Consider the following 17,897-nt stretch of genomic DNA (forward strand, 5'->3'; position numbering starts at 1 on the left):
CAATAACAAAGATAACGGTCGTTTTTAATTTTTAATGTCGGGTTGGTTACATTTTAACAGCTATTTAGGGCTTGTTTAACTTATTGTATTTACGGTTTAAATGAAATTTTGGTTTTATGCGCCAATAATTATTACAAATAAGATTTCTTTTTTATTGGATTTTTTTGATTGAGTTATAATTTGAAAGAGAACGTTAAAGCCTTATGGTTTCCTTATCTTTTTTGTATTTTTGTCTAGCTATAAAAAAATATGATAGAAGAAAACGTAATACTAGTTAATGAAAATGATGAGCAAATTGGTTTGATGCCAAAATTAGAAGCTCATGAAAAAGCGGTATTACACCGTGCCTTTTCGGTTTTTATTTTAAACAATAACAACCAATTGATGTTGCAGCAGCGAGCGCATCATAAATACCATTCTCCCATGCTATGGACGAATACTTGTTGTAGTCATCAGCGTGAGGGTGAAACTAATCTTCAGGCAGGAAATAGAAGGCTTCATGAAGAAATGGGGTTTCAGACTGAACTTAAAGAATTATTTCATTTCATTTATAAAGCGCCTTTTGATAACGGTTTAACGGAGCACGAGTTAGATCATGTGATGATTGGTTATTATAATGAGGCTCCTTTGATTAATTTAGATGAAGTAGAATCTTGGAAATGGATGGATATTGAGGCGGTAAAAGAAGATATTGCTATTAATCCGGATATTTATACGGTTTGGTTTAAAATTATTTTCGAGGAATTTTATCATTATTTAGAAGCACATAAAGTTTAAAACTAATTTTTGAATCTAAAATTGGATTATGAGAGTAACAATAAGTAGAAAAGCTCATTTTAATGCAGCACATCGCTTGTATCGCAAAGATTGGTCTTTTGAACAAAATAATGCTGTTTTTGGCAAATGTAATAATCCTAATTTTCATGGTCATAATTATGAATTAATAGCAAGCGTTACCGGGGCTATTAATCCAGAAACTGGTTTTGTAATGGATGCTAAGGTTTTGGCAGATATTATAAAAGAAGAGGTAGAAGAGGCATTTGATCATAAAAATCTAAATTTAGATGTGCCAGAATTTGAGCATCTAAATCCAACTGCTGAGAATATTGTTGTGCTTATATGGAACAAACTCAGAAAACGTATAGAATCTAAGTTTGATTTAGAGGTAGTGCTTTATGAAACACCTCGAAATTTTGTAACTTATAAAGGATTGTAATGGGATTAAAAGTAGGAGATGTTGTTCCAGAATTTACAGCTAAGGATGCTATTGGAAATGTTTTTGATAGTCAATCCATAATTGGTCAAAAAGCTGTAATTATTTATTTTTATCCCAAAGATGATACGCCACAATGTACTGCTCAAGCTTGTGGTTTTAGAGATCATTATTCCGATTTTTTAAACTTAGGAGTTGAGGTCATTGGAATTAGTTCGGATAGTGTGCAATCACATCAAGAGTTTGCTCAAAAATACCATTTGCCCTTTATTTTGTTATCCGATACAGATAAATCAATACGTGAGCTTTTTGGTGTTCCTTCAAAAATATTTGGTTTGCTTCCCGGTCGGGTGACCTATCTTGTGGATAAGTATGGAGTAATTCAAGAGGTTTTTGATAGTATGCTAGGAAAGAAGCATGTTTCTAAAATGATATCCAAAATGATAAAATAACAGCTAAGATTGGATAGAATGTACTTGTGTTCAGTGCTAAGCTAAGTTATATTTGTCTTTTATAAATAAACACTACACTAAAAATAAATTAAAAATGAAGAATGTCTATCCGTTGCAATTTGTGCCCATTTTGAAAGAAAGAATTTGGGGAGGAGAAAAATTAAAAACTGTTTTAGGAAAATCAATCGAATCATCAACTGTAGGAGAGAGTTGGGAGCTGTCTACTGTAGAAGGAGATGTGAGTATTGTTGCAAATGGTGAATTTAAAGGGATTTCTTTAACACAATTAATTGATGAAGCGCCAAATGAAATCCTGGGGACAGCGGTTTATGAGCAATTTGGAAAACAATTTCCATTATTGTTTAAATATTTAGACGCTCGTGAAGATTTGTCGATTCAGGTACATCCTAATGATGCATTGGCTAAAGAACGTCATAATTCTTTTGGAAAAACCGAGATGTGGTATATTATGCAGGCCGATGAAGATGCGCGTATCATTGTTGGTTTCAAAGAAAAGTCAAATGCTGAAGAATATGTGTCTAATTTGAAAAATAAAACCTTGCTTTCTATTCTTGATGATGTTAAAGTAAAAGCAGGTGATGTTTTTTTTCTTGAAACAGGTACGGTTCATGCTATTGGAGCAGGTTTAGTGGTTGCTGAAATCCAACAAACATCTGATATTACATATCGTATTTATGATTTTGATAGGGTAGATGCGCAAGGAAACGGAAGAGAATTGCATATTGACTTGGCTTTAGATGCTATTAATTATGATAAAGTTGATACTTATAAGCAGTATACTAAAACAATTAATCAATCTAATTCAGTTGTTGACTGTCCTTATTTTACAACTAACTTTGTTCCTTTAGATGGCGCATTATCAGTGCGAAAAAACGGAAGTTCTTTTACCGTTTATATGTGTGTGGAAGGAGCGTTTGATTTGGATTATAATGGTGAAAAATTCAGTTATAAAAAAGGAGATACAGTTTTGATTCCGGCAGCGATTACTAGTTTTACTTTGAATGGAAAAGCTTCTCTTTTAGAAATTTACATTTCATAGTGACTAATAAAAAGTTTATGTGTACTTTTGCAGACGCAAATTAAAATTAAATAAAAATGGCAAACGTTAAGAATTTAAAAAAAGACATCAACTACGTTTTAGGAGATATTATTGAAGCAGTTTACTTGTTTGAACTTTCAACTACAGGAAAACCTACTGATGAAACGAATAATTTAATTGATGAAGCTATTGCTGCTTTTGATAATTTAATCGCAAAAGTGAATGCTAAGAATGTAGAAAACAAAAAAGCTCACTTTAAACAAATCAATGCAGAATTGGAACAAACTGCAAATCAATTGATTGCTAAAATCAACGAATTGTAGTCTGTAAAAAGAGAAAAAAAGTGCAAATTTACTTTGGAAAATTAAAATTCAGATGTATATTTGCACTCGTAATAATGACGCCGATGTAGCTCAGCTGGCTAGAGCAGCTGATTTGTAATCAGCAGGTCGTGGGTTCGAGTCCCTCTATCGGCTCAAAAGAAACCATCTAATTTTTTAGGTGGTTTTTTATTGAGTTTTCAATTACCAAAATATTATTGCCGATGTAGCTCAGCTGGCTAGAGCAGCTGATTTGTAATCAGCAGGTCGTGGGTTCGAGTCCCTCTATCGGCTCAAAATAACCATCTAATTTTTATTAGGTGGTTTTTTGTTTTTATAAGGTTTTTGTTTATGGGTTTTTATATAAAAAATGCCGTCTAATTTAGACAGCATTTGTATATAAAGAGTATGGTGTAATTATATTTCTTCTAAAGGTTTTTCGGCTGTGAATATAAAATAAAAGCCAATTAATATAAATGGAATACTTAACCATTGTCCTGTAGAAAGTAGGCCTAATGCGCTTTCAAATCCACCTTGACTTTCTTTTACTGATTCGACAACCATTCGAACTGAGAATAAAAGCACAAGGAATAATCCAAATAAAAATCCTGCTTTTTTTCTTGCTTCTGTTTTCCAATACAGGAAAAATAAGATGGCAAATACAAATACGTAGCAAAATGCTTCGTATAATTGTGTAGGATGTTTTACGGGCACCTGAGCTAGTAAATTAGCAAATTTAGGATCTGTTGCTATGGCTGTGTAGGCTTCTTTAGGATTGGGAATTTGTGTGGCATTAACAGCATCTGCTTTGCTGTAATAATCGTGTAGAAACTTAATACCAAAAGGAGAATTAGTTACTTTTCCAACTATTTCTGAATTGAAAAAATTACCCAATCTGACAAAAATAGCTCCACTAGCAACAGCAATTACCACGCGGTCTAAAATCCAAAGTAAAGGTCTTTTTAAGATGTTTTTACTGTAAAAATACATGGCAACGATGATAGAAATAGCTGCTCCATGACTGGCTAAACCTTGGTAACCTGTAAATTCAAATTTTGGTGTGAATCTAAACGGTAAAAAGATTTCGGCTAAATGATTTCTAAAGTATTCCCAATCGTAGAAAAAAACGTGTCCTAGTCTAGCGCCAATTAAGGTTGCTAGTACTGACCATACAAATAAAGAGTCTAGTTTCTCTAAGGATTCATTTTCGCGTTCGAAAATGTTTTTCATAATGTACCAGCCTAATCCAAAAGCTACAACAAACATTAAGCTGTAATATCTAATTACAAAAAAGCCTAAATCAATACCTTCGGATGGATTCCATACGATGTTTAAAGCCTGTGTCATGTATTTTTGTTTTTTATATCGTTGTAAAATTAAATATTTAAACTAAAACCAGTACTAATTAAAGGTTAATGTTTCTGGTTGCATTTTTTTTTAGGAACAGGGTCGTAACCACTTTTTCCCCAAGGATGGCAACTTAGGATTCTTTTTAATCCTAGGTATCCTCCGTAAAATAAACCATGTGTTTTTAAAGCTTCTATCATATATGCCGAACAACTTGGAGTAAATCGGCAAGTTGCAGGTGTTAATGGCGATATTACTAATTGGTAAAATCGAACCAATAAGACAAATGGGAATATGATGATTTTTGAAAACTTTTTCAATATATGGATTCCTGTTAGATGCTGAAGCTTGTTCCTTCTTTACTGTCTTTAAGTTGAATTCCTAATGCTAGTAGTTGGTCTCTAATGTGGTCAGACATGGCAAAATCTTTATCGGCACGTGCTTTGTTGCGCATGTCGATTAACATGTTTATGGTGCCTTCTAATTTATCATTGCTACTATCAGCAGTTTTTTGATTTTCAAGACCTAGAACATCAAAAACAAATGATTGTATTGTTGTGCTAAGTGTTTCTAAATCGGCAGTATTGATAGTTTCTTTGTTTTCTTTTAGTAAGTTGATGTAACGAACTCCTTCAAATAAATGAGCAATAAGGATAGGAGTGTTGAAATCATCATTCATGGCGTCGTAACAAAGTTGTTTCCATGAAGCAATATCTAGTGAACTGTTGTTGCTTGCTTTTATTTGCTTAAGCGAATCTAAAGCTTCCATTAGTCGTTTGTATCCTTTTTCGGCAGCTACTATGGCTTCATCAGAAAAATCAAGGATGCTTCTATAATGTGCTTGTAGCATGAAAAAACGAGCTACTGAAGCAGGAAAAGCTTTGCTGAGAATATTGTTTTTTCCGGATAAAATTTCTCCCGGTAAAATGTTATTTCCTGTTGATTTTGCCATTTTTTTACCGTTTAAAGTAAGCATATTGGCGTGTAACCAGTAATTTACTGGAGTTTGTCCAGTACAAGCTTCATTTTGGGCAATTTCGCATTCATGATGTGGGAATTTCAAATCCATTCCGCCTCCATGAATATCAAAATGATTGCCAAGATATTTGGTGCTCATAGCTGTACATTCTAAATGCCAACCTGGAAACCCATCACTCCACGGAGAAGGCCAACGCATGATGTGTTGCGGTTCGGCTTTTTTCCATAAAGCAAAGTCTTGAGGATTTCTCTTGTCTGACTGTCCATCAAGATCTCTGGTGTTAGCAAGCATGTCTTCAATATTACGTCCACTTAACTTTCCGTAATGATTGGTTTTGTTGAATTTGACCACATCAAAATAAACAGAGCCATTTGCTTCGTAGCCAATTCCTGAATCAATTATTTTTTTGATAATTTCAATTTGTTCAATAATATGACCTGTTGCTGTAGGTTCAATACTAGGAGGTAAAAAGTTAAATGCTTTTAGAATTTCATGAAAATCCACCGTATAACGCTGAACTACTTCCATAGGTTCTAATTGCTCTAAGCGCGCTTTTTTAGCAATTTTATCTTCTCCTTCATCAACATCATCTACAATGTGTCCTACGTCAGTGATGTTTCTAACATATCTTACTTTGTAACCTAAATGGATAAAATATCTAAAAATTACATCAAATGACATAAAGGTTCTTAGGTTTCCAAGATGTACATTACTATAAACTGTTGGTCCGCAAACATACATTCCAATGCTACCTTCGTTTATAGGTACAAATGTTTCTTTTTCTCCAGTAAGAGAATTGTATATTTTTAGTGTTTGAGTATTGTAAATAGACATGTTTTAAAATTTTGGGAGCTGTTTTTCAGTTTGTTTTCTTTTAAGAAAGGACTGAGTTTTTATGCAAATAACAGTGTTTGTTAGAATTTAGTTTCTAATTTGATATAGTCTAAAAATTCTCTTCTACATTGTTGATCTTTGAATTTTCCTCCAAATTCAGAAGTTACTGTACTACTTTCAATATCGCTAATTCCTCTGGAATTTACACAAAGGTGTTTAGCGTCAATAACGCAGGCTACATCTTCTGTCCCTAAAGCTTGTTGTAATTCTTGAACAATTTGCATAGTAAGACGCTCTTGAACTTGAGGTCTTTTAGAGTAATATTCCACAATACGGTTCATCTTTGATAAACCTATTACAGTTCCATTAGAGATATAAGCTACGTGAGCTCTACCAATAATAGGTAATAAATGATGTTCACAAGTAGAATAAACAATAATGTTTTTTTCAACTAACATTTCACCGTATTTGTAGTTGTTGTCAAAGGTAGAAGCTTTTGGTTTTCTAGCAGGATTTAATCCTCCAAAAATTTCTTTTACAAACATTTTTGCTACACGATTGGGTGTGCCTTTTAAGCTATCGTCGGTAAGATCCATCCCAAGAGTTTGTAGAATGTTTTCGACGTCTTTTTTTATTTTTTCAATTTTTTCATCATCCGAGATTGCAAAAGCATCTTCTCGCATCGGATTTTTTGCACTTGAACCAACATGATTGTCTCCTATTTCGTCGTGCATTTCTTCGTTTTGTATCATTTAAATACTACTATTATAGTGGGTGTATATTTTTAAGGCTGTAAAGATAATTAATATAAACTAAAGATTTTCTATAGCTTTTAATAAAAAAATAGGCACTCTTAGGTGTTATTTGTGGTATTATTTAAAATCACAAAGACAATAACTTTTATAATTCGTTATTGTCTTTGTCTTGTGTTTTTAAAAGAAGGTTCTTGTTTTATCTTGCATTGTATGTTGCAATAGCATCTTTTAATATATTAACTGCCTTTATTAAATCTTCTTTGTTCAGTACATAAGCAATACGAACTTGGTTTAATCCCATTCCAGGAGTAGAGTAAAATCCAGCTGCCGGTGCTACCATCACGGTTTCGCCATTTAGATTATAACTTTCTAATAACCATTGTGCAAAGGTTTCGGTGTTGTCTACTGGAAGTTCGGCAATGCAATAGAATGCAGCTTTAGGCGGCGTTACTTTTACACCTTCAATTTTATGTAATTCGGTTATTAAAGTATCTCTTCGCTCTTTGTATTCTTTGATTACTTCATCAAAATAGCTTTGAGGCGTATCAATGGCTGCTTCACAAGCAATTTGTTCAATTGTAGGCGGACATAAACGTGCTTGCGCAAATTTCATTGCGGTTGCTATCACTTGTTTGTTTTTAGTAACCATACAACCAATACGAGCTCCACACATACTGTAACGCTTAGAAACCGAATCAATCATGATTACGTTTTGTTCTAAACCGATTAGATTCATTACAGAATAATGGAGGTCTTTTTCATCGTAAATAAATTCGCGATAGACTTCATCAGCAATTAAAAACAAATCGTGTTTTTTTACTAATTCACCTAATTGTTGGATTTCAGATTCGGAATACAAGTTACCTGTTGGATTACTTGGATTGCAAATTAATATAGCCTTTGTCTTTGGTGTAATTAATTTTTCGAAAGCTTCAATTGAAGGTAAAGTAAAACCACTTTCAAAATCAGAGTTTACAGGGATTACTGTAGCACTTGATTCTTCGGAAAAAGCATGATAATTAGCATAAAAAGGCTCAGGAATAATTACTTCGTCTCCCGGATCCATGATACTTCCTAATGCAAACAATAAGGCTTCAGAACCACCAGTGGTGATCATGATATCACTGTAATCAACCCTTACATTTTGATTGGTATAAAATTGGGCTAATTTTTTTCGGTAGCTTTCATATCCTGCCGATGGACCATATTCTATTATGTCCATTTTAATATTCTTAATGGCTTGTATGGCTATCTCTGGACTTTTTATATCTGGTTGGCCTATATTTAAGTGATATACTTTCAGGCCTTTCTTGTTTGCTATTTCAGCATATGGCGCCAATTTACGAATTGGCGATTCAGGCATTTTTCGGCCTCGTATCGAAATCTCAGGCATGTTGATTAAAATTTGATGCAAATTTGCGATTTTTTTTTTGAACTCAGCTATCGATAGTTTTACTATTTGAAATTATAACGATATAAAAGCAGGATTTTTATTAACTTTATATAAACTGCAAATCATGAAAAAAATATTCCTGTTTTTTTTCTTCTTTGTTTTTGCGATTCCTAGCCTTTCGCAAGAAGGATTTGAATTTGTAAAAACGCAAAGCAGTAGACTTAAAATTCCGGTCAAGATTATTAATAATTTAGTTTTTATTCCTGTTAAGGTTAATGGAGTTGAACTACTGTTTTTACTGGATACAGGTGTTGAAGAAACGATTTTATTTACTTTAGATGAGACCAAAGAATTAAGTTTAAACCAAGTTGTAAAAATAAATATTAGAGGTTTAGGTGGAAATGAAGCGGTTGAAGGATTGAAATCTTCGGGGAATTTATTGGAAATAAGTAAAATGCAGTCCAAAAATCATTTGCTATATATGGTCTTAGATACTTCATTTAATCTATCCAGTTTTGTTGGTGTTCCAGTAAGTGGGATTATAGGTTCGGCGGCTTTTAAAAATTTTTTGGTTGAAATTGATTATATTAAAAAAGTAGTTTATTTCTACAAGCTGAATTCAAAGTACCATCAAAATATAACTAAAAAATTTAGTAAAGTGCCTCTCATGATTGAAAAATCAAAACCCTATGTCTATTCAAAGGTTATGCTAGATGATACAGAGCTTGTGGTAAAACTACTTATTGATACAGGAAATAGTGATGCAGTTTGGCTTTTTGACCATCTTTCAGAAAAAATATATGTACCCCAGAATTATTTTGAGGATTATTTGGGGCAGGGTTTAAGTGGAGCTATTGAAGGGAAAAGGGCTCGGATTTCGCAATTTTCTATTGCTAATTATACCTTTAATTCTCCTATAATAGCTTTTCCAGAAGCTGCTTCTATAAAAAATATAAGTTTACAATCTGGGCGTTTGGGTTCTTTGGGAGGAGAAATATTAAGGCGGTTTTTGGTTGTTTTTGATTATACCAATAGCGCTCTGTATTTGAAAAAAAATAAGCAGTATTCTTCTTCTTTTTATTATAACAAAAGTGGTATTGAAATTTGGAATACAGGATTGCAATTGGTACAACAAATAGTGGCTGTTCCTGATAATTCAATTGTTGTATTACATGAAGATAGCCAATCAGAAAAAAGCAATTCTAAATATAGATTGGTTTTAAAACCTGTTTATGAAATTGGTTCTATTAGAGAAGATTCAAATGCTGCTCGCTGTGGTTTACAAGCAGGAGATATTCTTGTTGCTATTGACGGAAAACCAGCATATAATTTTTCCTTGCAAGAAGTTAATGCCCATTTATGGTCTGAAGATGAAATTTGGATTACATTGAGAATTTTAAGAGAAGGGAAAATGTTAAACTTTAAATTTCAACTAAAGAATATTTTATAAAAAAAAAAGCTTCTTTGTTTGCATAAAGAAGCATTTTTGATAAAGGTTTAGATGGAGACTACTTCACCTTTTATTTTTAATGGAATTCGACCTTCGTCATAATTAATGGCATTGGATTCTACTGTAATTGTTTTTCGTATTGGTCCAGGAACCATATTGTATTTCACATCTATTTTACTGGATTTACCAGGTTGTACCGTTTCATTTTGTTTGGATAAAATGGTACAGCTCGTCGTAGATTGGACAGAATAAATAATTAATGGAGCATCGCCAGTATTGGTGTATTCAAATGAGCGGATGCCATTATCATTTTGTTTATTTATTGTTCCAAAATCAATAGTATTGTTTTTAGCTTTGAACTCTATTTTAGCTCCTTTTTGAGCAAATCCAATACTGCTAAATAACAAGATTGCTAGGATTGTGGCAATTTTTTTCATGGTTTAGGTTGTTATATGAGGTAAATATACTTTGTTTTAATTAGTACACAAATTTTTATTTCTCTTTTTATAGTGTACTTTATTATTTACTTTTGCTCCCGATATAAAATACAAAAATCAGACCAAAAGAAAAGTTTGTTTGTTTAATCGTTAAATCGATTAAACAAATAACAGATTAAACAAATAAACAATACAATGATAATTCCTGCACAATTTGACGCTAAAGCAATAGAGCAAAAATGGTATGACTACTGGATGAAGAATAATTATTTTCACTCAGAACCAGACCATAGAACACCTTACACTATTGTAATTCCTCCTCCCAATGTAACAGGAGTTTTACATATGGGACACATGTTGAATAATACGATTCAAGATGTTTTAATCAGAAGAGCCCGTTTAAAGGGATTCAACGCTTGTTGGGTTCCAGGTACGGATCATGCATCTATTGCTACAGAGGCAAAAGTGGTAGCGAAATTAAAAGAAGAAGGCATAAGTAAAAATGATCTTACACGCGAAGAATTTTTAAAGCACGCTTGGGAATGGACCGATAAATACGGAGGAACCATTTTAGAGCAACTTAAAAAATTAGGTGCTTCTTGTGATTGGGAACGTACTAAGTTTACAATGGATCCTGACATGTCGGCTTCAGTAATTAAATCTTTTGTTGATTTGTATAATAAAGGTTTGATTTATCGCGGTTATCGCATGGTAAACTGGGATCCAGAAGCTAAAACAACCTTGTCAGACGAAGAGGTTATTTACGAAGAACAACAAGGAAAATTATTTTTCTTAAAATATAAAATTGAAGGTTCAGAGGAATTTTTAACGGTAGCAACTACACGTCCTGAAACTATTTTTGGAGATACTGCCATTTGTATTAACCCAAATGATGAACGTTTTACGCATTTGAAAGGGAAAAAGGCGATTGTCCCAATTTGTGGTCGTGTGATTCCAATTATCGAAGATGAGTATGTAGATGTTGAATTCGGTACAGGATGTTTAAAAGTGACTCCTGCTCACGATATGAACGATAAAACCTTAGGGGAAAAACACAATCTTGAAATTGTTGATATTTTTAATGAAGATGCTACGTTAAATAGTTTTGGATTGCATTATCAGGGAAAAGACCGTTTTGTAGTTCGTACAGAAATTGCTAAAGAATTAGAAGCAATTGGAGCTTTAGCAAAAACGGAAATCCATTTGAATAAAGTAGGAACTTCTGAAAGAACAAAAGCGGTAATTGAGCCAAGATTATCAGACCAATGGTTTTTAAAAATGGAGGATTTGGTAAAACCAGCTATAAAATCAGTTTTAGAAGACGGAGATATTAAATTACATCCAGCTCGTTTTAACAACACTTATGCACATTGGTTGAACAATATTCGCGACTGGAATATTTCTCGTCAGTTGTGGTGGGGGCAACAAATTCCAGCTTATTATTATGGTGATGGAAAAGAAGATTTTGTTGTTGCTGAAAACATCGAAGATGCTTTAAAATTAGCTCAGGAAAAAACTTCTAACTCCCAACTTCAAACTTCCGACTTAAAACAGGATGTTGACGCTTTAGATACTTGGTTTTCTTCTTGGCTGTGGCCAATGTCAGTTTTTGGAGGAATAATGAATCCAGAAAGTGAAGATTTTAAATATTATTATCCAACCAATGATTTGGTTACAGGCCCGGATATTTTATTTTTCTGGGTTGCCAGAATGATTATTGCAGGTTATGAATATGCAGGAGAAAAACCATTTACCAATGTATATTTAACAGGTTTAGTACGTGACAAACAACGTCGAAAAATGTCTAAATCATTAGGGAATTCACCAGATCCATTAGATTTAATTGATAAATTTGGTGCCGATGGTGTTCGTGTAGGATTGTTACTAAGCGCTTCTGCAGGAAACGATATCATGTTTGATGAGGAATTGTGTAATCAAGGAAAAGGATTTTCAAACAAGATTTGGAATGCTTTCAAACTGATTAAAGGTTGGGAAGTTTCTGAAACGATTCCACAGCCAGAATCATCAAAAGTAGCTATTGAATGGTACGAAGCTAAATTGCAACAAACATTAGTAGATATTGAAGATAATTTTGAGAAATACAGAATTTCTGATGCTTTAATGGGGATTTATAAATTGGTTTGGGATGATTTCTGTTCTTGGTTTTTAGAAATGATTAAACCAGCATACCAACAGCCAATTGATAAAGTTACTTTTGACAAAGCAATTGAAATGTTAGAAAGCAACTTGAAATTATTGCATCCATTTATGCCTTTCTTGACTGAAGAAATTTGGCAACACATTGCAGAAAGAACGGCAGAAGAGGCTTTAATAGTTGCTACTTGGCCAGAATTAAAACCGTTTAATGCAGATTTAATTGCCGATTTTGAAAATACCATTGAAGTGATTTCTGGAGTTAGAACGATTCGTAAAGACAAGAATATTCCGTTTAAAGATACCATTGAATTGAAGTCGATTAATAATGAAAAATGGGCTACTTATTTTGATTCGATTATCATTAAATTAGGAAACATTTCAGCTTTTGAATATGTTTCAGAGAAAGTAGATGGAGCATTATCTTTCCGTGTGAAATCAAATGAATATTTTATCCCTATCTCTGGAAATATTGATGTTGATGCAGAGATTGCTAAGCTGACCGATGAGTTAACATATATTAAAGGTTTCTTAAAATCGGTTCAAGCTAAATTATCTAATGAAAAGTTTGTAAACGGTGCACCAGAGAAGGTAATTGCTAACGAAAAACAAAAAGAAGCTGATGCTTTAGCTAAAATTGAAACAATTGAGCAAAGTTTAGCTGGATTAAAATAAGAAAAACACCTTTTTTATTACAAAGCCAAAGTAGATTTTAGGTTTACTTTGGCTTTTATTTTTAATAAGATTTAAATGATTAATAAATAAATGTCTATCTTATTTCTTACACTAAAACGTCTTTCGTCGTATAAATTTACCGATAAGCTATTTTATGTTTTTTTTAACATTTGGTTCTTTTTTTAAGATTTAACTTTGATGTTCAGGCTGTTAAATAGATGTAAGTTAAACACTTGTGTTCTTTGTTTTAATTGTGCTTTTTTTATAAAAGTATTGTTTTGAATTTTTTTTAGAGTTTCCCCAAAACTCATTTTTAACCTATATGTTGTTTTATTTTAGATTAATTATAATTTTTTTTAAAGGCATATTGGTTCACCAAAATATTTAGACTTGTTATTTCATGAGTAGCAATAAATAATTGGTTACTTCATAAAATTTATGAAGATTGTTTTTACAAGATTTCTTTCCCCAAATTTTGAAATACTTGCTTTTGACCCATTCGTTTTTTTAATTATTAAAACTATTTTTAAAATAGGTTTAAGTTAGTGATAAGGATATTATTTATCTTTTGATTGGTGCTAAACTTTGTAGTGATTTACTATAAAGCTGCTTTTGTTATTCTCTTTTCTCAGATTAATTTCCCCAAGTTTTTAATTTTCTACTAAATGATTTATGAAATAAAAATACATTAGGTTATAGAAAATAATACAATTCGATTTAAAATTCTAGAAATGTTTTTTGTTAAAAATAATTTCGCTATTTATTGTATTAGAAACAGCTATTACTGTAGTTGTATTTTATAAATATAAATGCTCAATTTGTTGATTGTGCTGTGTTTGTAGGAAGCATGAAGTAAGTAAATAGTGCTGCTAACTAAGAATAATCACTTTTGTTGTATTGCTATACAACTTAAAGGAAAGGGAAATAATAAGAATACTATTTTTTAATGATTTTTTATTTAAAAACATAAATAGTGAACTAAATTTTAAGCTTATGAAAAGCATTATTATTTCCAATTTTCATCCCATTCTAGTTGGTAAATTATTCGAGCAGGAAAAGCTTAATCAGTATACCAAGTTTTTATATTATCATTTTCAAAACATAGAAAAATCTAATAAAATTGAGGGTGAAATAGTTAATTTTCAAAATGTATCAGAACATGTAGATAAATATTCGGTCTCTTCTGAGAGTATTGATAAAAGGCAAATTATCATCTTTGAGGGAGTTAGAGATTTTATTGAAGATATAATGAATGTTAGCTCCCCTTTAGATTATCATTTTCCGGAAGGATTTGAAGTAAGTGAAGGTAAATCTTTTGGACCAAAAATTGAAGTAAGAATGGAATGGTTTAAAACAAAAATGGGCTACGTTTTTGACCAATTTTATACAAAAACAGAGTCAAGACCTGAAAATCTTGTTCATGTTACCTGCTCAGGCTATTCTTCACCAAGTGTAGCTCAAGAAGCGATAATTGAAAGAAATTGGAATAGTGTTCAGGTAACACATTCATATCATATGGGGTGTTATGGTGCATTTCCAGCAATACGCACCGGAAGCAGTTTGATACATGCAAGTTTAACTAATGGAAGAACCGATGTTGTACATACCGAATTATTATCGGCTCATTTGAATTTAACTGAATTCTCGCCTGCAAACACTATGATTTGTTCTTTATTTGCTGACGGTTTTATAGGGTATTCATTGTATGAAGAATCATCATTTATGAATGATAATTCAATTCAAGAAAAAAAAGGATTACGTATTTTGGCTTCTCATGAAGTTATTATTCCAGATTCATTAGAAGACATGTCTTGGGATTTAGGCGAGTATAATTTTTTAATGACACTATCTAAGAGAGTTCCTGTTTTTATTCGAAAAAATATTAAATCTTTTTTAGAAAGTCTTTGTGAGAAATGTGGAATTAATCTAGAAGAACAAAAATCCAATATGTATTTTGCCATACATCCAGGCGGTCCCAAAATTATTGATTATGTTGTAAGTGAACTTGGGATTTCTAATGAACAGGCATATTGGTCTTATCAAGTATTGCGAAATCATGGCAATATGTCTTCGGCAACAATACCTTATATTTTAAATAATATTGTTGAGGATACAATAATAAAATCTGGAACCAAAGTAATTGCAATGGCATTTGGTCCAGGACTTACAGCTACAGCATTGTTGTTTGAAAAAATATAACATAAATTCTTACTTTTTTAATAGCATTTCACAATCTAAAATAGGAATTTTTTAAATGTATAAATAGATTTTTTTTTTAACAATTAAAGGTTATTGATCAGGTTCACTTCAATGTTTTTTGAAGTTTCTTATGTTGAAAATCATTTTTTAAATGTTCTAATTCTAATTTTTAAAAGCTTTTTTTGAATTTAATTTTACGCTTCTTAAACTAACTTAAAAATGGAAAAAAATCAATATTGTTCCCAGCAATAGATTTTTTTTAAGAAAGCACACTTCATAAACGTTTATGAAGGTCAAACTCCCACATGTTTTCTTTCCCCAAAATCTGAAAACAATTGTTGTTAACTGATTGTATCGTATTAATACTTAAAACTATTTTTATTAATAGATTTTCGTTTAGTAAAAGGATAAGTATTGTTATATATCAAAATTATTCTTGCTAATGATGGACAACTTCATAGAATTATTCTTTGAAGATATTTGCGATGTTTTTTTCATACTTCCCCAAATTTTCTATTTCCTACATATAATATAACTTATGGATATAAATACTTTGTATCATGGAAAATAATACACTTTTTAAATTTTCAGATGTTTTTTCTATTAAAAGAATATGCCAATATTTAGAAAAAAGAACGATTTCTTTATTAAATTTTAAAAAAAATAATGAGGAAAATTTAATGGATTGCATATTGAAATTTGGGAACGGGTTTTGGCGACAGTCATTTACTCATTTTTCAATTTTTTGTGCAATTCTGATGACGGCTTATACGGTACAAGCACAAAATATCAAAGGAATTGTGCCGGTACAGTTTCCTATTAGTGGTTCCGGGGTTGATGGAGATGCCTGGGCACATGAGCCTATTAGCACTATTTATGAGAATGTAGGGGATTTGTTTGATAGACAGTTTGGTAATCCTATGTATCCTGGGGATGTTGTAAATAATGGAGTCCTTGATTTTTCGAATGGGTCACTTCTTTATCCGGGGTTTACATTCTTTTTGCAGGATCGTTATACTAATGATTTAACCATTTTTACTTCTTCTAATAAAATTAATGATAATCCAAACACCTATACTTGGGGTCCTGGTTCATCGCCTAACAAAAATGAGATTCAAAATGCAGGAGCTCATTTTAGTTATGGTAGTGCTTCTGTGATTGGAGGGGTAAGTGTTGATGGATTAACGTTTGTTAACGGAACAAGTAGAGCTGGTAATCCAAATGATTTATGGTGTCTTTTTGCTGGTGATCGTCAGGTTACTAACGGAAGTAGCTATATTGATTTTGAATTTTTACAAAAACCGTTAACGATAACTGGTGCTACATTTGGTCCTCTGGATTTAAATACAGGGATTGCTCCAATTACAGGTGGTAGTGGGGCTTTTTCAAGTTTGGGGACTGATGGAGGTCGAACAGTAGGAGATGTATTAATTACGATTGAGTTTACTCAGGGTGGAGGTGATGCTAATGTTGTAATTAGAGTCTGGAAAGCAAAAGCAGGAGGTGGATTTGAATATGTTGTTGTTCCTAATGATACTTTTCCTGGAAATGTTTTCTGTACTAATAATAGTGTAACAACTACCGTTCCCTTTGATGCCTATGGAGTTACTCCTGGAACTTATGCACCTAATCAATGGGCTGAGGGAGCAATTAATTTAACAGAAGTTTTTAAAAATACAAGTCCTAATGATCCTTGTTTTAATATTAGTACATTGTTTATTAGAACCCGTTCTTCAGGGAATTCATCTCAATCGGAGTTGAAAGATTTTCCTGGAGCTCCTATTCAATTGAATTTAAATTTAATTCCAATAGCTAATGCTGGAGCCGACTTTACTAAAACTTGTACCACAAATCCAAGTGGCAAAGAAATAGGTGAAGCTCCACAAGCAGGATTTACCTATTCTTGGTCGCCAACTACTGGCTTGAGCAATCCAAATATTGCAAATCCAATTGCAAATCCTTTAGTAAATACTACTTATACAGTAACTAAAACTAAAACAGGTACCGTCTGTAGTGCTACAGATAGTGTAGATGTAACAGTAAATATAACACCACCAAATGCGGCAGCTGGAGATGACAAAATACTGAATTGTACAGTAACTTCAATTGCTTTGAGTGGTTCTTCAAGTACCCAAGGAGCAACTTTTGCATGGGTTGCCAGCAATGGTGGACATATCGTTTCAGGAGCTAATACTGCAACACCAACAGTTGATATGGCAGGTACGTATACTTTGACCGTAACCAATCCAGCCAATGGATGTACTGCAACCGATGTGGCTTTAGTTACTTTAAATAATACCCCACCAAATGCAAATGCAGGAGCAGACAAAGAATTAACATGTACTGTAACATCAATTGCTTTGAGCGGTTCATCAAGTACTCAAGGAGCAACTTTTGCATGGGTTGCCAGCAATGGCGGACATATTGTTTCAGGTGCTAACACTGCCACTCCAACAGTTGATATGGCAGGTACGTATACTTTGACCGTAACCAATCCAGCCAATGGATGTACTGCAACCGATGTGGCTTTAGTTACTTTAAATAATACCCCACCAAATGCAAATGCAGGAGCAGACAAAGAATTAACATGTACTGTAACATCAATTGCTTTGAGCGGTTCATCAAGTAC

14 protein-coding genes, 2 tRNA genes and 1 pseudogene are annotated in these 17,897 nt (G+C 32.5%); 11 read left to right on the forward strand and 6 right to left on the reverse strand.

What is annotated here, in order from left to right; translation table 11 throughout:
• Positions 1–249 precede the first annotated feature (249 nt).
• The 7 genes from idi to AC4FRF_RS08390 all read left to right on the forward strand — a co-directional run bounded on the left by idi (position 250) and on the right by AC4FRF_RS08390 (position 3,339).
• On the forward strand, positions 250–777 hold the full coding sequence (idi, locus tag AC4FRF_RS08360; RefSeq protein ID WP_491159036.1) for an isopentenyl-diphosphate Delta-isomerase: 528 nt from the start codon (positions 250–252) through the stop codon (positions 775–777).
• A gap of 28 nt (positions 778–805) precedes the next feature.
• A complete protein-coding gene (locus tag AC4FRF_RS08365; protein WP_491159037.1) occupies positions 806–1,216 on the forward strand; it encodes a 6-pyruvoyl trahydropterin synthase family protein in 411 nt (136 codons plus the stop codon).
• On the forward strand, positions 1,216–1,665 hold the full coding sequence (locus tag AC4FRF_RS08370) for a peroxiredoxin (RefSeq protein WP_491159038.1): 450 nt from the start codon (positions 1,216–1,218) through the stop codon (positions 1,663–1,665). The genes AC4FRF_RS08365 and AC4FRF_RS08370 overlap by 1 nt, the downstream gene beginning before the upstream one ends.
• A gap of 94 nt (positions 1,666–1,759) precedes the next feature.
• Positions 1,760–2,725 (forward strand): type I phosphomannose isomerase catalytic subunit, encoded by a 966-nt coding sequence (locus AC4FRF_RS08375; RefSeq protein ID WP_491159039.1) that lies wholly within the window; start codon positions 1,760–1,762, stop codon positions 2,723–2,725.
• Between the two features lie 56 nt (positions 2,726–2,781).
• Complete coding sequence (locus tag AC4FRF_RS08380; protein WP_491159040.1) at positions 2,782–3,048, forward strand: hypothetical protein; 267 nt, start codon at positions 2,782–2,784, stop codon at positions 3,046–3,048.
• A gap of 79 nt (positions 3,049–3,127) precedes the next feature.
• Positions 3,128–3,201, forward strand: a tRNA-Thr gene (locus AC4FRF_RS08385).
• A 64-nt stretch (positions 3,202–3,265) separates the two neighbouring features.
• Positions 3,266–3,339: transfer RNA gene (locus AC4FRF_RS08390), tRNA-Thr, on the forward strand.
• Positions 3,340–3,462: 123 nt separating this feature from the next.
• Here the strand turns inward: AC4FRF_RS08390 and lgt are convergent.
• From lgt to AC4FRF_RS08415, 5 genes are all read right to left on the reverse strand, one after another.
• A complete protein-coding gene (gene lgt / locus AC4FRF_RS08395; protein WP_491159041.1) occupies positions 3,463–4,392 on the reverse strand; it encodes a prolipoprotein diacylglyceryl transferase in 930 nt (309 codons plus the stop codon).
• A gap of 65 nt (positions 4,393–4,457) precedes the next feature.
• Positions 4,458–4,712, reverse strand: coding sequence for a membrane protein insertion efficiency factor YidD (gene yidD, locus AC4FRF_RS08400; RefSeq protein ID WP_491159042.1), 255 nt, complete (start codon positions 4,710–4,712; stop codon positions 4,458–4,460).
• Positions 4,713–4,726: 14 nt separating this feature from the next.
• A complete protein-coding gene (cysS, locus tag AC4FRF_RS08405) occupies positions 4,727–6,205 on the reverse strand; it encodes a cysteine--tRNA ligase (RefSeq protein WP_491159043.1) in 1,479 nt (492 codons plus the stop codon).
• An 80-nt stretch (positions 6,206–6,285) separates the two neighbouring features.
• Positions 6,286–6,957, reverse strand: coding sequence for a GTP cyclohydrolase I FolE (gene folE, locus AC4FRF_RS08410; protein WP_491159044.1), 672 nt, complete (start codon positions 6,955–6,957; stop codon positions 6,286–6,288).
• Between the two features lie 199 nt (positions 6,958–7,156).
• Positions 7,157–8,353 (reverse strand): pyridoxal phosphate-dependent aminotransferase, encoded by a 1,197-nt coding sequence (locus AC4FRF_RS08415; RefSeq protein WP_491159045.1) that lies wholly within the window; start codon positions 8,351–8,353, stop codon positions 7,157–7,159.
• A 124-nt stretch (positions 8,354–8,477) separates the two neighbouring features.
• Between AC4FRF_RS08415 and AC4FRF_RS08420 the strand changes: the two genes are divergently transcribed.
• The gene (locus tag AC4FRF_RS08420) at positions 8,478–9,803 is read left to right on the forward strand and encodes an aspartyl protease family protein (RefSeq protein WP_491159046.1); all 1,326 of its coding nucleotides are present in this window, start codon (positions 8,478–8,480) and stop codon (positions 9,801–9,803) included.
• A 47-nt stretch (positions 9,804–9,850) separates the two neighbouring features.
• Here AC4FRF_RS08420 and AC4FRF_RS08425 read toward each other — a convergent pair whose 3' ends face one another.
• A complete protein-coding gene (locus AC4FRF_RS08425; protein ID WP_491159047.1) occupies positions 9,851–10,240 on the reverse strand; it encodes a DUF1573 domain-containing protein in 390 nt (129 codons plus the stop codon).
• 195 nt (positions 10,241–10,435) lie between these two features.
• Here AC4FRF_RS08425 and AC4FRF_RS08430 point away from each other — a divergent pair, with 195 nt between their 5' ends.
• From AC4FRF_RS08430 to AC4FRF_RS08440, 3 genes and pseudogenes are all read left to right on the forward strand, one after another.
• A complete protein-coding gene (locus AC4FRF_RS08430) occupies positions 10,436–13,069 on the forward strand; it encodes a valine--tRNA ligase (protein WP_491159048.1) in 2,634 nt (877 codons plus the stop codon).
• Positions 13,070–14,062: 993 nt separating this feature from the next.
• Positions 14,063–15,268 (forward strand): 3-oxoacyl-[acyl-carrier-protein] synthase III C-terminal domain-containing protein, encoded by a 1,206-nt coding sequence (locus AC4FRF_RS08435; RefSeq protein ID WP_491159049.1) that lies wholly within the window; start codon positions 14,063–14,065, stop codon positions 15,266–15,268.
• 560 nt (positions 15,269–15,828) lie between these two features.
• A pseudogene (locus AC4FRF_RS08440) lies at positions 15,829–17,897 on the forward strand (hypothetical protein); the annotation flags it as partial.

Source organism: Flavobacterium sp. ST-158, from assembly GCF_058309975.1.

Coding starts and splice junctions, on each gene's coding strand:
- idi (WP_491159036.1), top strand. CDS start 250: ATGATAGAAGAAAACGTAATACTAGTTAATGAAAATGATGAGCAAATT.
- AC4FRF_RS08365 (WP_491159037.1), top strand. CDS start 806: ATGAGAGTAACAATAAGTAGAAAAGCTCATTTTAATGCAGCACATCGC.
- AC4FRF_RS08370 (WP_491159038.1), top strand. CDS start 1,216: ATGGGATTAAAAGTAGGAGATGTTGTTCCAGAATTTACAGCTAAGGAT.
- AC4FRF_RS08375 (WP_491159039.1), top strand. CDS start 1,760: ATGAAGAATGTCTATCCGTTGCAATTTGTGCCCATTTTGAAAGAAAGA.
- AC4FRF_RS08380 (WP_491159040.1), top strand. CDS start 2,782: ATGGCAAACGTTAAGAATTTAAAAAAAGACATCAACTACGTTTTAGGA.
- lgt (WP_491159041.1), bottom strand. CDS start 4,392: ATGACACAGGCTTTAAACATCGTATGGAATCCATCCGAAGGTATTGAT.
- cysS (WP_491159043.1), bottom strand. CDS start 6,205: ATGTCTATTTACAATACTCAAACACTAAAAATATACAATTCTCTTACT.
- folE (WP_491159044.1), bottom strand. CDS start 6,957: ATGATACAAAACGAAGAAATGCACGACGAAATAGGAGACAATCATGTT.
- AC4FRF_RS08415 (WP_491159045.1), bottom strand. CDS start 8,353: ATGCCTGAGATTTCGATACGAGGCCGAAAAATGCCTGAATCGCCAATT.
- AC4FRF_RS08420 (WP_491159046.1), top strand. CDS start 8,478: ATGAAAAAAATATTCCTGTTTTTTTTCTTCTTTGTTTTTGCGATTCCT.
- AC4FRF_RS08425 (WP_491159047.1), bottom strand. CDS start 10,240: ATGAAAAAAATTGCCACAATCCTAGCAATCTTGTTATTTAGCAGTATT.
- AC4FRF_RS08430 (WP_491159048.1), top strand. CDS start 10,436: ATGATAATTCCTGCACAATTTGACGCTAAAGCAATAGAGCAAAAATGG.
- AC4FRF_RS08435 (WP_491159049.1), top strand. CDS start 14,063: ATGAAAAGCATTATTATTTCCAATTTTCATCCCATTCTAGTTGGTAAA.